Annotated in this window: 10 protein-coding genes; 4 read left to right on the top strand and 6 right to left on the bottom strand. The window is 59.0% G+C overall.

Features of this window, described 5'->3' with window-relative positions; all coding sequences use genetic code 11:
• Nucleotides 1-3: 3 nt before the first annotated feature.
• The 3 genes from VN24_RS05340 to VN24_RS05350 form a co-directional block, all read right to left on the bottom strand.
• A complete protein-coding gene (locus tag VN24_RS05340; RefSeq protein ID WP_045669563.1) occupies nucleotides 4-1,017 on the bottom strand; it encodes a 5-oxoprolinase subunit C family protein in 1,014 nt (337 codons plus the stop codon).
• Entirely contained in the window at nucleotides 1,014-1,787 is a 774-nt protein-coding gene (pxpB, locus tag VN24_RS05345) for a 5-oxoprolinase subunit PxpB (protein WP_045669564.1), read from the bottom strand. Before pxpB ends, VN24_RS05340 begins: the two co-directional genes overlap by 4 nt.
• Before the next feature lie 102 nt (nucleotides 1,788-1,889).
• Nucleotides 1,890-2,621 (bottom strand): NAD-dependent protein deacylase, encoded by a 732-nt coding sequence (locus VN24_RS05350; protein ID WP_045669565.1) that lies wholly within the window; start codon nucleotides 2,619-2,621, stop codon nucleotides 1,890-1,892.
• A gap of 254 nt (nucleotides 2,622-2,875) precedes the next feature.
• Here VN24_RS05350 and VN24_RS05355 point away from each other — a divergent pair, with 254 nt between their 5' ends.
• Entirely contained in the window at nucleotides 2,876-4,231 is a 1,356-nt protein-coding gene (locus VN24_RS05355; RefSeq protein WP_045669566.1) for a dipeptidase, read from the top strand.
• 4 nt (nucleotides 4,232-4,235) lie between these two features.
• On the opposite strand, the gene VN24_RS05360 is transcribed toward VN24_RS05355, so the two are convergent.
• The gene (locus VN24_RS05360) at nucleotides 4,236-5,201 is read right to left on the bottom strand and encodes a 3'-5' exoribonuclease YhaM family protein (protein WP_045669567.1); all 966 of its coding nucleotides are present in this window, start codon (nucleotides 5,199-5,201) and stop codon (nucleotides 4,236-4,238) included.
• 137 nt (nucleotides 5,202-5,338) lie between these two features.
• Here VN24_RS05360 and VN24_RS05365 point away from each other — a divergent pair, with 137 nt between their 5' ends.
• A complete protein-coding gene (locus tag VN24_RS05365; protein WP_045669568.1) occupies nucleotides 5,339-5,548 on the top strand; it encodes a hypothetical protein in 210 nt (69 codons plus the stop codon).
• A 29-nt stretch (nucleotides 5,549-5,577) separates the two neighbouring features.
• A complete protein-coding gene (locus VN24_RS05370; RefSeq protein ID WP_045669569.1) occupies nucleotides 5,578-6,177 on the top strand; it encodes a P-loop nucleotide/nucleoside kinase family protein in 600 nt (199 codons plus the stop codon).
• Nucleotides 6,178-6,417: 240 nt separating this feature from the next.
• On the opposite strand, the gene VN24_RS05375 is transcribed toward VN24_RS05370, so the two are convergent.
• Entirely contained in the window at nucleotides 6,418-7,302 is an 885-nt protein-coding gene (locus tag VN24_RS05375) for an NAD-dependent epimerase/dehydratase family protein (protein WP_045669570.1), read from the bottom strand.
• 114 nt (nucleotides 7,303-7,416) lie between these two features.
• Between VN24_RS05375 and VN24_RS05380 the strand changes: the two genes are divergently transcribed.
• Nucleotides 7,417-8,790 carry a PD40 domain-containing protein gene (locus VN24_RS05380; RefSeq protein ID WP_045669571.1) on the top strand — a complete coding sequence of 458 codons (1,374 nt, stop codon included), beginning with the start codon at nucleotides 7,417-7,419 and terminating at the stop codon, nucleotides 8,788-8,790.
• Nucleotides 8,791-8,897: 107 nt separating this feature from the next.
• Here the strand turns inward: VN24_RS05380 and VN24_RS05385 are convergent, their stop codons facing one another.
• Nucleotides 8,898-15,020, bottom strand: coding sequence for a DUF3320 domain-containing protein (locus VN24_RS05385; RefSeq protein ID WP_158453649.1), 6,123 nt, complete (start codon nucleotides 15,018-15,020; stop codon nucleotides 8,898-8,900).
• Nucleotides 15,021-15,078: the final 58 nt, after the last annotated feature.

The raw sequence follows: 15,078 nt of genomic DNA on the forward strand, positions 1-15,078 counted from the left end.
CGTCTACCTGCTCTCTTTCATATAATGTGCGATTGCGGCGGCCGCCTGTCTCAGCTCCAGCTCACCGAGAATATACAGCTCTTCTGCCTGCTCGATCGTTACCGGCGCGAACCGGACACGCTGACCGGGCCTTAGCTGCGCAAGCAGAGGAAGGTCCGCCGTAACGACCTGGGCAACGACCGGATATCCGCCGATCGTTTGCCGGTCGGCCATCAACATGATCGGCTGCCCGCCTTCCGGCACTTGAACCGTACCGGTCGCGACCGCCGACGATATCGGTTCGAGCCGCTCTTTTAACGAAAGCGGCGGTCCTTCAAGCCGGTATCCCATCCGGTCCGACTGTGGCGTTACGCGATACGATCGGCCTTCAAACCATTGTCTGCTCTCCTCGGCGAAGCTGGAATAATCGCGGCCCGGAACGAAGCGGATCGCCGGATGTTCCGAATAGCCCGGAAGCGTGCTGCCGCCGGCAAACCATGACGGGGCGGCAAAAGGGCTCGTCCCCGCGACCCGCTTCAGCCGCTCCATGTACTGCGCGGACAGCGCGGACGGAATGCCGACCGAAAGCTCATCTCCTTCCTTCAGCGCTCTTCCTTCGCAGCCGCCAAGCCCCGCCCGCAAGTAGGTGCTGCGGCTCTCCATCACGATTGGAACGCCGATGCCCCCGGCGACGGCGACATAAGCGCGCGCCCCGCTCCGGCAGCCGCCGAACCGGAGTGTCTGCCCCGCCCGGATCCAGACCGGCCTCCACATCGGCAGCGGCCTCCCTCCGACCTCCGCCGACAGATCGCCCCCGCAAACGCTGATCAGCGCATCTTGTCCGAACGTTATCTCGGGTCCGATAAGCGTCGCTTCCAGCGCGGCTTCTCCTTCCGCGTTGCCGACCAGCAGATTGGCCATCCTTAGCGCAAAGCGGTCCATCGCGCCGCTGACGATAACCCCCTGCCGCTGATAGCCGAATCGCCCCAAATCCTGTACCGTTGTAAGCAGGCCGGGATTCCCGATACGAAAGCTCATGTCCCGTCCTCTCCCCACTCTATGTACTGCTCGTACCGAATCGGACGGAACCTGACCAGATCGCCGGCCCGCAGCAAGCTCGGCTCGGCGCGGTCCGGCTGAAACAGCTTGAGCGGCGTTCGTCCGATCAGCCGCCATCCGCCCGGCGTCGCGATCGGATAGATGCCGGTCTGACTGCCGCCGATTCCGACGCTGCCCGCTTCGATGTTCACGCGCGGCACGCTCCGCCGCGGCGCGGCGATCCGCTCGGACATGCCTCCCAGATAAGGAAATCCGGGCGCAAAGCCGATCATATGCACCCTGTAATCCGCTTGTGAATGGATGCCAATCACTTCCTCGGGTGCAAGTCCGTTCAGCTCGGCCACCTCCTGCAGATCGGGGCCGAGCTCTCCGCCGTAGCAAACCGGAATTTCGACGATTCTGGAGACGTCTTTCTCGTCGTCCGAACCGAGGCTGGCCGTCAGCCGGCTGAGCAGGCTGCTGACGATGCCAAACGGGGAGCGGATACCGTGGCCGGAATGCGAGCTCCACGTTTCTCCGGTATGCGGATCGGCTACCTTCATCGGATCGTAATAAACGGTGACCGTCACGAACGCCGGAACGGCCTCGATCAGTCCGGGAAAAGGATGCTGCTCCAATATTGCGATCAGTGCCTGTACCTTCCGGCGCGCCGTCTCCCCGATGCGGCTGCCGAACTGCACGACCGCCGCGGCATCTCCAAGCGGGAACAGCCTGACAGGCGCCGCCTGCTCCCGGTCCATGCGATTCATGGCCTTCGCCCACCTCCGATAAAATACGAAAAAAACACGATTTAACGAAATCTGCGCATCTTGATTCGGTTTTGCTAGCGTATACGGTCAGTTCAGGACCGCTTAACCGGAAATGAGCGCCGTCAGCACTTTTCCGATGCTGTCCTGAATTAAATAGTTGGCGCGGGCGTCGTAAGGCGTCGCCGATTTGTTGATCAGAATCAGCTTGTCTCCCTCGTATTCGGCTACCAGTCCGGCCGCGGGATAGACGCTGAGCGACGTGCCGCCGACGATGAGAATGTCCGCTTCCCGGACCGCCTCCTGCGCCTTGAGCAGCGTATCGGTATCGAGCATTTCCTCGTACAGCACGACGTCCGGCTTCACGGTGCCGCCGCAGGCGCCGCACTTCGGAACGGCATCCTCCGCCTGCAAAATATAGTCAAGCTCAAACCGAGCGCCGCACTCCATGCAGGTATTGCGTTCCACCGAGCCGTGCAGCTCCAGCACGTTCCGGCTTCCCGCCTTCTGGTGCAGCCCGTCGATATTTTGGGTAATGACCGCTCGCAGCTTCCCCTGCCGCTCCAGTTCCGTAAGCGCCAGATGCGCCGCGCCTGGCTTCGCGTGGGGGTGAACCATTTTGGCCCGGTAAAATTCATAAAACTGCTCCGTATGCTGCATGAAAAAGGTGCGGCTTAGCATTACCTCCGGCGGATAGGCAAACGCCCCCCCGCTGCCGTAAAGCCCCCCGGCCGACCGGAAATCGGGAATATCGCTTTCGGTCGACGTTCCCGCTCCCCCGAAAAAGACGATATTGCCGCTATCCGCCACGATTTTTTTCAGCTCCGAAAAATTCACCCGCTTCCCTTCCCCCTTCCGCCCCAATGGCTCGTTACCTTTATTGTAGCTTTGCTTAGGGCAACATGCCACTCCCGGATTCACAGCGCTAGTGCAAGCGGGGTTGGCGCTATAGTGGACTTCAGGATGCAGTGCCGCCCCGCGCGCCGGGGACTAGAGCTGCTGGCGGCACCGGCAAGTTTTCGCAATTTAGGAAAACATAGTACAATAACGGATAGAGTCATGATCGCACAGGTAAGGGAGGAAACGAACCGATGAGTTATGAAGCTTATTTTGAATCGAACCGGGAGCAGCATCTGGACGAGCTGAAACAGTGGCTGTCCATTCCGAGCATTTCCGCCTTGTCGGAGCATAAAGGCGATATGCAGAAGTCCGCCGAGTGGGTTGCGGATGCGCTGAAGCGCGCCGGCCTTGAGCAGGTGGAGATCCATCAGACGAGCGGGCACCCGATCGTGTACGCCGAGCATTTGCATGCGCCGGGCAAGCCGACCGTGCTGATTTACGGCCACTACGACGTGCAGCCCGTCGACCCGCTTCATCTGTGGACGACGCCTCCCTTCGAGCCCGACATCCGGGAAGGCAAGCTGTACGCAAGGGGCGCTGCGGACGATAAAGGCCAGCTTTTTCTGCATATTAAAGCGATCGAGGCGATTTTGAAACAGGAACAAAAGCTGCCGGTCAACGTCAAGCTGATCATCGAGGGCGAAGAGGAAATATCGAGCGAAAGCCTGCCGCCGTTTCTGCAGGCGAACCTTGACAAGCTGGCTGCGGACGTCATCCTCATCTCCGACACCCACCTGCTTGCGCCGGGCAAACCGGCCATCAGCACCGGGCTGCGGGGGCTGTGCTCGCTTGAAGTCGCGGTGAACACCGCCAATACCGACCTGCACTCCGGCACGTACGGCGGCGGGGTGCCGAATGCGCTGCACGCGCTCGTCGCGCTGCTGGCCACCCTCCATGACGATCAAGGCCGCGTAAGCGTCGAAGGCTTTTACGAAGGGGTGCCGGAGCTTTCGCCGCTGATGCGGGAGGAATTCGCCAAGCTGAAGCTGGACGAGGATAAGCTGCGCGCGGGACTCGGGCTTGAAGCGCTGTACGGCGAAGAAGGCTTCAGCTTCCCGGAGAGGACGGGCGCGCGTCCGACACTCGAGCTGAACGGCGTGTACGGCGGGTTCCAGGGCGAAGGAACGAAGACGGTCATCCCGAAGGAAGCGCACGCCAAAATCACCTGCCGTCTCGTCGGCAGCCAAAATCCGCAGGACATTTTGGACAAAATCCAGCGCCATCTTAAGGCCCACATTCAGCCGGGCGCCAAATTAACCGTCACGCCGCGCGAAAAGGCGTTCGCGTTCAACATCGACCCCGAGCACCGGATGCTGCAGCTGGCCGCCGACGCCTACGAAACCGTATACGGCACGCGGGCGCTGTTCACCAAGGACGGCGGATCGATTCCTATCGTCGAATTGTTCTCGCGGCTGCTGAGCGTTCCGGTCGTCATGATGGGCTTCGGGCTGCCGGACGAGAACCTGCATGCGCCGAACGAGCATTTTAACCTGGAAAACTTCGATAAAGGATTGCTGACGATTGTGGAGTTTCTGAAACGGCTGTAATCCGCTACACGTTCGTCCCGTTCGTCCGGTAAATCGCCTTGTTTTCGAGTCCCCGGATCGGCGGCGTCCACGGCTCGGTGTCCGGCGTCGAATCGAGCGCATCCTCGACCATCTGCATTTTGGCGTCGAGCGCGTCGATATGATGCAGGGCGACGGCCTCGGCGGTCTGCGGCAGCACGGGGCTGCCCCATTCCGGAAGGTTGTGATGCGACAGCACCATATGCTGCAGCGCCACCACCTTCTCGGACCGGGGATCGATATTAAGGCGGACGGCGGCTTCCGTAATCCAGCTCGCTGCAATCGAAATATGGCCGATCAGCTTGCCCGTCAGACTGTATTCGGAGACGATGCCGAGCCGGGCGTCCATTTCTTCGGTTTTGGCAATATCATGCAAAATGATGCCCGCTTTCAGCATATCCGGGTTTAAAAAGGGCCGCTGCCGGCATAAAAATTCGCCCAGCTCCAGCATGCGCGCCATATGATACGCAAGTCCCGCATAATAGGCGTGATGATGGGTTTTGGCCGCGGGATAATGCATCAGCTTCTCTTCCGCTCTGTCAACGCAGAAGGCGGTCAGATCGTGGATTTCGCGGTCCGTTATGCTGCCGAGCGCCTGCTTGATCGCATGCACGAGATCGATCGGCCGGATCGGCGCGGAGCGGATAAAATCGGTCAGCGACACTCCGTCTTCGTCGTTCGCCTTGCGGATCTGCATAATTTTGACCTGAAGCTTCTCGCGGTACAGCTGCACGATGCCCTTCACCTTCACAAGCGCCATCGGGAAAAACGTCTCTTTATCCGTCGGCGACACGTCCCAAAATTTGGCGGATATTTGCCCGCTCGAATCGCCCAGCACGATATCGAAATAATCTTTGGGCGGCGTCGAATTGGTCTGCCTCACTTCGAGCTCCCGCAGCAGGTAAAAGCCGACGAACTGATCTTGCGCATTCATATCTTTTATTAGTGTCATGATTACTCCTTCCCTCAGCCATCCCGATGTTGCCGCGGATGGCAGAGCGCTTCCGACAATGTCCGGAACTCGATCTTTTTGATCTACAGCAATTCGACAAAATTCAAGTTAATCCTGCTTCATAAGGAGGCGTCAATATGCTGACAAGCCTGTATGGAAAAGAAGTCGCAATTTATTTCATTGACGGGACGAGTGTAAACGGGGGAACACTGGAGCAGGCGGACGATACGTTTGTGAAATACCGCACGGAATACGAGGATCTGTATATTCCCGTTACGTCGATCCGCAGCATAACCGTTAATACAAAAGAACGCCAGCGCCCGCGCATCGGGTTCGGCATCGAATAATATGGCAATAAACGTTAACGGAGGCTAGCATGAGAAAGCTTGTGTTTTTTCTGGGACCGGCCGGAGCGGGAAAGACGACTCTGGCGAAAACGCTGGCGAAACAGCGCCGCGCCGCTTTTTTTGATATGGATACGCTGACCCGGCCGGCGGCCGAGGCGATCATGACACTGTTAGGACAGGATCCGGACGACCGCGACTCGCCCGTTTACAAACGGCACTGCCGCGATTTGGGGTACCGCATCACGATGGACGCCGCGCTGGAAAATGTGGAGCTTGGGACGGACGCGTTCGTTGTTGGCCCCTTCACCAAAGAGATTGAAGACCCTTTATGGCATAAGCAGGAGCTTGCCCGGATCGGCGCTTCACCAAATGACGTTGACGTCAAGGCGCTGTTTGTTTTTCTCCCGGACGACGAGCACTACCGCCGCCGCATTCAGGACAGAGGTTCGCATCTGGACGAGTGGAAGCTGAGCAACTGGAGCCGCTTCAGCCCGTCGCTGATCCGGCGGGACATCAAATGGGAGCTTCCTCCCTCTTCCATCCTCTATTTCGATAACTCGGGACCTTTGACGGAAGAGAAGTTTGCGCAAATCGAGCGGTTCGTGTACGGAAACGACGGGGGAAAATAAAGAAGCTGCCCCAAACCACCATGACCTAGGGGCCACCGCCATAAGGCCGGTCAGTGGTTGGCTCTTTCGGACCTCAACGCGGGTTGTCACTCCGACATGGTTTTGCCTACAAAAAGACGCTTCCTTCCCCGGCTTATACAGTGGTTCCGGAAGCGTCTTTGCGCATTGATTGGGACTAACTCACTGACTCACACCCTGATACCCTTTTGGGAAGCCCCTTGTCGTTTCACTGAAAACCCGTCATTTTGATCGGCCGGCAGCGATCTCCCGGATTAAATCCGGCAGCCAATCGTTCAGTTGCTCGAACGCAAAACCGGCGGCTTCCGCTTTTTCCGTATCCATGTACCAAGGCTCGGGCACGCCAAACGGCGACATGTGGATCTGCTCCGTCTCGCTGACGATATCGGCCGGTTTGCCGACCGCTTCCGAAATAAACGACACGATTTCCCCGGGGGATATTTCCCCTTTGGAACAAGCGTTTACCGGCCCAGCCAGCTCGGATCGGCCCAGCCAGGCGAGGAACGCGGCCGCTTCGTCGGAACGGATGAACGACATTTTTGCGCCCGGGTTCGGGATGCCGAGCGGCTGCCCGTCCTGGACATGCTCAATATGAAAATGAAGCCTGCGGGTATAGTCGTCATGCCCGAGCACGATCGGGAAACGGACGGCCGCGGCCGGAAACGGCGCTTTCTGGAACACGACCGCCTCCACCAGCCGTTTCCCTTCCGCATAGTCGCCTTTCGGCGGCAAGGGGTGCGGCAAAGGATAGCGGTACGGGTCAAAATCGCGCTCGCTTAGCCGCTCTTCCCCAAACGGGTAGACGCTGAGCGACGACGTGACGATATATTTGCCGGTCCGGTCCGCAAATAAAGCGATAGCGTCTTCCGCTTCCTGCGGCGTATAACAAATGTTGTCATATACGACATCGAACGAAGAGGAGCCAAGCAGGCGGCTCAGCGCCGCCTTATCGGTGCGGTCGGCCTGCAGCCGCGTTACAGCGCCGCCGAACGGATCGGGAACGTTGCCCCTTGTGACGATCGTGACGCCTGCCCCTTCGCCTACCAGCCGCTCCACCAGCTTTTTCCCAAAAAACCTCGTTCCGCCCAAAACAAGCACCTTCTTCAATTCCTCCACCCCCTTCACAAATTTTACCACAAAATATTCCCGGCTTGCGCCTATAGCGTCCTGCTGCCGAATATGCTGAAAAGAGCCGTTTATTGAAGTTAGGGGGATGTGCTTATGCATCGCTTTGAGACGCCGCGTCAGGGCGGCGCCGGGCTGCTCGCCTATACGTCCAACCGCGGAGGAACGTTCGAAATTTGGATTTATGTCCCTGCTGCCGGGCTTACTTATCCCATTACCCGGGGGCTGGGAACGGAATTTTCTGTCCCTTATTGGTCGCCGAACCGAAGAAGAATCGCCTTTATCGGAGCAGGCAGCATCCTATACGCGCTTGACACGGCAGCGGGATCCGCCGCACAGATCGATCAGATCGAACCGTACACGCTGCTGGACTGGTCGCCGGACAGCCGATTCCTTACTTATGTGAAAGACGGACAAATCGTCATTTACAATGTGCTCACTCATACGAGCCGTTCCATCCTTCAGGAGGGGGCCGCCGATGCCCAGTGGTTTCCTTCGGGACGCGAGCTTTTGTTTGCCGCACCGGATTCGGCCGGAATCAGCCAGCTCTACCGCATTAACAGCGACGGTACGGATAAGCAGCAGCTGACGCAAAATACGGAAGGCCCGCTTCATAACGTCCGGCTGTCTCATGACGGCCGTTTCGCGCTGTACACTTCACCCGGCGTCAGCATATCCATCATCTCGACGGTCGATTTGGCTACCGGTCAAACGGTTCAGCTCGAAGGCGGACCGCTCGCCAAAAACTACTTTCCGGAATGGTCGCCGGACGATTCGTTAATCGCCTACAGCGCCACCGCGATGGAAGACAACCGCTATATTTCGCTCATCCAAACCGACAGCCGCAGCGGCGGGCAAATGAAAACATGGGCGCAATCGGACTGCTTTGCCTCGCCGGTAAGCTGGTCGCCGGACGGAAACCGCATCGCATATTTGTCCGGATGTACGATCGCCGAACAGGCAAGCCAAATTTGGCTGGTCGATATCCGCAACCCGGCGCCGTTCAAAATCGTGGAAGGAGGCCGCATTGCCGCGCTGCAGTGGTCGCCGCCCGCTGCTGCCTTGCCGCAGACCGACCGGTATATCAATCGGCAGTACCGGGTTTCGTTTCCTTACCCGGCCAGCTGGCGCAAAGTGACGGAGGAGCGATACGAAGGAGCGGACGGTTTTTTTCAAATATCCGCGATTTCGTCCGAGAAAGGGATTGATGAGGTGTGCCGCGCGGAAGCATTTCATCCTTTGCGTCCTTACGGTTCAGCCCCCCGGATCGTCCGGGCAAACATTCAAAATCAGCCGGCCTGCTTCATCTTTCCTTCCGCCGACCAGCCGGCCGAGATGCGAAGCCAGTCGGCGCTGATTGTGAAGTATCCGAAGCCCGTTCCGATTCAGGGGACGGTTTACACCTATTTTATTTTGTGGGCGGACCGCAATCATATCGTTCCAATCGGACAGAGGCTGATGTTCGTTTAACCGGTACTTCCTTCCATACAAAAATGGCCCGCAAGAGGACGTTTTTTGTAATGTCCTTCTTACGGGCCGCCGTTTTTGGGCTGCTTCGATGACAGCCTCAAACAAAGCTATTCCTTATAAACAATGCGCTCCTGGCCGTCTACGAATGCCATCCCGCGTTCAATCGCCAACTCGACCCCGCTGCGTACCGCTTTGTCCAAAGCCGGTCCGGAGCGGGCATATCCGAGCGCTTTCAGCGTTTGCTTGGCCAGGTCCTCTTGCGACAGGCTGATTTGGGCTGCAAGCACCCATTTCACAGCGTTTGCCACTTCTTCCGGCGGCAGATCCTCGGCGGTGCGGCGATGGGTATCTTCCCTCGCTGCGCGGAAGCCGGTATATTCATCCGGCCCGGTTCCTTCCGGCCAGAAAAACGCCCCGCCCGCCGTTTCCGTCCGATTGACGTTTAGCCGGGACAAAAGCTCTTCCATCCGCCGGTCGATTTTGGCGCCCATCCGTCCGATTCCCCATGCCTGCAGCACCCGCTTTGCAAGCAGACTGCGGCTGATCGGTCCTTCCGCGTTAACAACTTGCTTCAGCTGCTTAAGCAGCAGCGGCGTATGCTCCGGAGCGTAAAAAGCGTCCATTCCGAGCGAAACGGCCTCCGGCTGGCACGGCGCATACGGCATCGCCCCGCTTGGAAGCGGATGGTCGCCGCTTGAAGGGATCGGCTGGGCCGCCAAGGCATCCGATGTCGGGGCGCTCGACGTGGAGCCACTCGCCGTCGTGGCGCTCGACGCCTGGGCGTCCACCGTGGAAGCATCCGCGGAACGGGCGCTCGCGTCAGGGGTATCCGTCGCAGAGGCATCGGCCGCCGGAGCGTACACCGTGCGTTCATCGGCTTCCGGGATATCCACTATGGTGGACTTCTCCGGGCGGGCGTTCGCCGTGGGATCCTCCTCTGAACGGGCGCTTGCCTCAGCGCTATCCGCCATAGAGACCGCCGCCATGGAGGCCTCCTCCGTTATGCCGGCCGGCTCTGACTGCAAGGCAGACGCGGCGGCCGCTTCCTGCTGCGCCCGCACGATTCTGATCCGCTCGACCGCCAGCCCGATTTTGCGCAGCTCCGCTTCCCGGTTTTCCCACCAATCCGGCATCCATACGCGGTGCAGGCTCCAGCCAAGCTGCTGCAGCACTTGAGGACGCAAAATGTCCCGGTCGCGCGCCGTCTTCGCTTGGTGATACATCGGACCGTCAAGCAGAATGCCGAGCAAATATCGGCCGGGGTCGTCCGGATCGAGGACGGCAACGTCGATCCGGTATCCCGAAGTACCGATATGAAGACCGGCCTCGTAGCCAAAATGCTTTAGTTCATCCGCTATCGTGCGCTGGATATAACGAACCGAGTCGGCCTGTGCGGCGCTATCGCCGACCGGCAGCACATGCTTTCCTTTTTCCGCAAAGTCCAGAAAAGCTTTCAATCCGAGCACGCCCTGCGCGCTCGTCCGGCTGGCGCTCAGCTGATCGGAACGCAGGGTGGAAAAGACGATCATTTCGCGTCTCGCCCGCGACACCGCCACATTGAGGCGGCGCCACCCTCCCTGCCGGTTCAGCGGCCCGAAGTTCAGGCTGATCTTTCCCGCTTCATCCGGACCGTAACCGACCGAAAATAAAATGACGTCCCGTTCATCGCCCTGCACGTTTTCCAAATTTTTGACGAACAGCGGCTCCGGCAGCTGCGCCATCAGCAGCTCCAATCCCGGCTCCTTCTTCAGCTCCTCATCGAGCAAATCCTCAATCAGCGTTTGCTGGATAGAGCTGAACGTGACAACCCCGATGCTGGATTGACGCAGTTTATCGTCTTTCAGCCGCCGTGAAATTTCCGCAATGACCGCTTCCGCTTCCGCGCGGTTTTGCTTGGAGCGTCCCCGGTCGTAAAATCCGCCCACAGGGCGCCACGTCACGCTGGATACCGGCTCATCGGGCGACGGGAACGTCAGCAGTTTGTTGTCGTAATAGTGCGCATTGCTGAACGCGATCAAACTTTCGTGGCGGCTGCGGTAATGCCAGGATAAATGCATCTGCGGCATGCCCAGCGCCAGCGCGTCGTCGAGTATGCTTTCCATGTCCTGAACCGCCGTTTCTTCTTCGCCTTCTTCATCGTTTGTTTTGGAGAAAAAGCTTGTCGGCGGCAGCTGCTTCGGATCTCCAACGATGACGGCCTGTTTGCCCCTGGCTAAAGCGCCGACCGCCCAAGCGGTAGGAACCTGCGAAGCCTCGTCGAAAATAACGAGATCGAATTTGGCGCCTGCCGGATCCAAATATTGCGCGACGGAAATCGGGCTCATCAGCATGCAGGGCGTCAATCTCGGGAGCAGATTCGGAATTTGCTCGAACAGTTTCCGGATCGAAACGCCTCTGCCGCCGCTGCGGATCGCCCGCTGCAGGATGCCCGCTTCGGAGCTCTGGGCCGCTTCTTGCGTCATTTGCGGAACTTTGGCCGAGAGCCGCGCGGCGATCTCCTGTCGGGTCAGTTCCTCAAAGCGGCGGTCCGTCTCCGCGAACCGCTCCATGCTCTCTTCAAACAAAGAGCCGGAGAAAGAGCCCAGCCGCTCGTCATTGGCAATAATATCGTTTGCGCAAGCTTTATACAGCCCCCGCTCAAAAGCCGGAATCAGCTGTTCATTCGGCAGCTCGCCTCGCTCGTAAGGAATAAGGAGCGGGAGAAGACCTTCCGCCTCCGCTTGTTCGCGCACCCGCTGCCATGCGCACCAGTCGCGCAATGCGTCCAGGCTCATGGCCCATACGCCCGTTTTGCGCTGCATGAACGAATACCAGCTCGCAGGTCCGGCCGCAGCCGCAAGCTCTTCCCGATCAACCTGCAGCTGCAGAAGCAGCTCCCGCTCAAGCGCATCGGTCTGCTTGTAAAGAGCTGCCGCGCGCTCCAGCACCCCGCTCTGCGCCATAAAAGCGCTGCGCCCGCTTTGGAGCAGCTCGCCGATCCGGCTGCGCGCCTGCAGCGCAGCGGCCGGACTGTTGTACCAGCCGGCAAGCAGCCTGTCCAGCTGCATAACCCAATCGCAAGTCTTCAGCACGGCGTCCCAATCGCCATGCTCTTCGTTCCACAGCGTGCTTCCGATCAGCGGGGCGGCGGAACCGCCCGCTTCTTGCAGCTTTTGCTCTTCTTCCTGCCAACGGATGATATCGTTCAGGTGACCTTTCACCCGCTCCTTGGACAGGTTTGTACCGGGGAGCGCCATCCCTTTCAGCAGCTTCAGCACGCGGTTTTGTCCCGTCCATTTCGGCAAAAACCACTGCAGCTCCGCCTTCGTCCACTCCGAAAGCGTCAGCCGCGCATCGAAACGGACAGCATCCGGGCTGAAGCTGGCGCAGACGGTTTGACGAATCGCATCTCTTCGTTTCCCTTGTTCCGCCGCGGCTTTCAACCCGGCTGCGGTTTCCTCCAGATTCGCAGCTTGCAGCAAAGCCGGCTTCACGTCCGGCACTTGGAGCAACAATTCGCATAACTGGACGAGCATCGTTATATCGCGGGCGCACAAGGCTTCTGAACCGGTTTGAAGCAGGCTGGCGGCCTGGGCCAGCGCATCCTGGCAAGGCTGCAGCTCGGCGCCATACCGTTCCAGCAACCGCTCCACTTCATCTTTAAACGGCTGCGAGTAAGCGGCGCAGCGCGCTTCGCGCCAAGGATGTCCGGCCGGAGTTCCGCTTTGACGCCCCGCCGCTTGAATCCGGGAGGCGAGGTCCCGCCAAACGCTCAGCTTCTCCGGCGTGAGTGTTTCGATGGCGGCCAAGTCGAAGCGAACGGGATCGAGCCCTTTGCCGGCACGTTCAAATCCGGCTATCGCCTCAAATAAAGAAAGGCCAAAGCGGTGCTGACGATGAAGCGCGGTAGCGTACCCGTTGAGTTCGCCGCGCAAGCCTCCCAGGCGGTCCGCCTGAACGCTCCACGTTTCCGGCGTCTGCGCCCGCGGCGCTTCCATTGCTGCGTTAAGCTGATCGAGAACGGCTTTCTTCGTGCTTTTGTTCGAATGCAGCTCCAGACAGAACGGGCCTAGACCAATCTGCTCCAGCCGCTTCTGGACAACGGACAGGGCAGCCATTTTCTCCGCCACGAACAGCACCCGCTTGCCGCCGGCGAGCGCGCTTGCGATCATATTCGTAATCGTCTGGGACTTGCCGGTCCCCGGAGGGCCGTGCAGCACGAAGCTTTGGCCGTCTGCCGCCGCCCGTATCGCCGACAGCTGGGAGGAATCGGCGCTTACCGGGACGGTAAGCCGGCCGGGATGCTCCTCGTCAAGCGGCCTCTCCTCTCCGGCCGCTTCCTGCCACAGCAGCTTCCCTTCCATTAAGCTGGCGACGATCGCGTTCTCCGCCAAAGCATCGACGCGTGTGCGGATGTCGTTCCACATGACAAACTGGCCGAAAGAAAACAGTCCCAAATATGCGGATTCTTCCACATCCCAGCGGGACATCTGCATCAGGGCATGCCGGATGACGGTAAAGATCCCTTTCAGATCAACGCCGTTATCGTCTCTCGGAAGCGGATCAAGCCCGCCGATCTGGATGCCGAAATCTTGCCGGAGCATTTCCAGCAGCGTAATATTGATTTGCGGTTCCTCGTCCCGGCCGCGGATCACATATCCGAGGCGTGACGATTTTCGGACGATATCAACCGGGATGAGGACGAGCGGCGCATACCGGGGCAGTTCGCTGACGTTCGTCTCGTACCATTTCAGCAGTCCGAGCGCAAGATACAGCGTGTTTGCTCCATTTTCTTCAAGCGAGCTGCGGGAGGAGCGGTACAAATGTACGAGGCGTTTTTCCAGCTCCGCCTCATTCAGGTCTGCGCGCAGACGATTTCGTTTAAATTCTTGATGGAGCAGCTCCGCCAGAGGGTGGCTGCCGCTTATGCTTTGATATAAATTCGCGCTTCGCACCTCGTCCTGCCAGTCCCCTGGCTTTGCGAGCAGAGAGAACTCTTCGCGCCGGGCAAGCGCATCCTCCAATTCGCCAAGCTGAACGGTCATTAGTGACACGCTGGCTTTCGTCAGCCTGAAATTAAGAAGCGTATTGCGGAGGGACAAATCGAGCAGGCGGCGCTCCCACAGCTTCTGGCGGGTGATGGGGATCGACTCCGCATCCTCCGGTTTCGCAATCACTTCGACCGGCAGCGGAGCAGCGGACGAATCGGCTTCGGGAAGCGGGGCTTCGATCTCCCATCCTTCCGGCGTTGCCGTCCGCAGCGGCAACGGACGAATGGAACCTCCACGCGCACGGCGCACGTCCACGACGCAATCAAATTGATCCGGATTTTGCAGCTTGGATTCCGCCCGCAGCACCGCATCGTCGAAAGTGGCCCCCGTTCCCTGCACGAAAGCGGTCGATTCGATCACGCATATTTCGTTAACGCCGGAAGCGATCCGCTTCGTCAGCAGTGAAATATCGTCCTGGACGCTCTCGGAGAACGTCTCCTCCACAAGCCAAACGCCCGCAAACGCATGCCCCTCGGTAAAAATGAGCAGCGGATGCAGCCCGACCGCTTCCATGCAGGCGGCATACAAAAGCGACAAATCGAGGCAGTTGCCCATACGCTGAGCAAATACCGCTTCCGGAAGACGGACGCGCTGGCCGATCTTCTCGAAGCTTGGCGGCGCTACGTTGTAAGAGATGCCTCTGTTTTGCAGCGCCGCATAAATGGCCGCCGCCTGCATCCGCACCCGGTTAGGGTCTTTGCTCTGATAAGCCGTGAACGAAGGATTGCCGCTCCATTTGCCTAAATTGTCTGCCGCTTCACGCACAATCTGCGCCACCTGCGGGTGATTGGGCATTACGAATGCGGCGGCCAGCTCCGGCAGTACGGCCAGCCCGCTCCACTCATCAAACGTGAGCACGGTGATCGGCTGCCTCTCCTGCAGCAGCGGCGTTTCGCCCTGCATGACGGTGAGGGTCATCGTGCCGCTTACCCGCTCCGACAATCCGCCGAGATACGAAGCGGACATGTGCACATCGATAGTTCCGAGATCCGCCGGATGCCCGGCCGGCAGCACATCATATGTTTTGCTCCATTCAAAAGCAAAATCCGGCTCGGCAGTCAATGTTACCGTTACGTTATGCAGATCATCATCCGAATTATTTGTTAATACAACCCGTTTTACGACAGGCACGTGATTTTGCTGCATCGCATAATTGATCGTTTCGCTGTACGTCCAATCGCATGTGATTTTGTAGCTCAATTGCAAGCCTCCCGTTTTCATGCAAAATATTGGATTCTCCTGTTTAATACGGAACTAT

This window comes from Paenibacillus beijingensis (genome assembly GCF_000961095.1).
In the GTDB taxonomy this organism is placed as follows: Bacteria; Bacillota; Bacilli; order Paenibacillales; family Paenibacillaceae; genus Paenibacillus_O; species Paenibacillus_O beijingensis.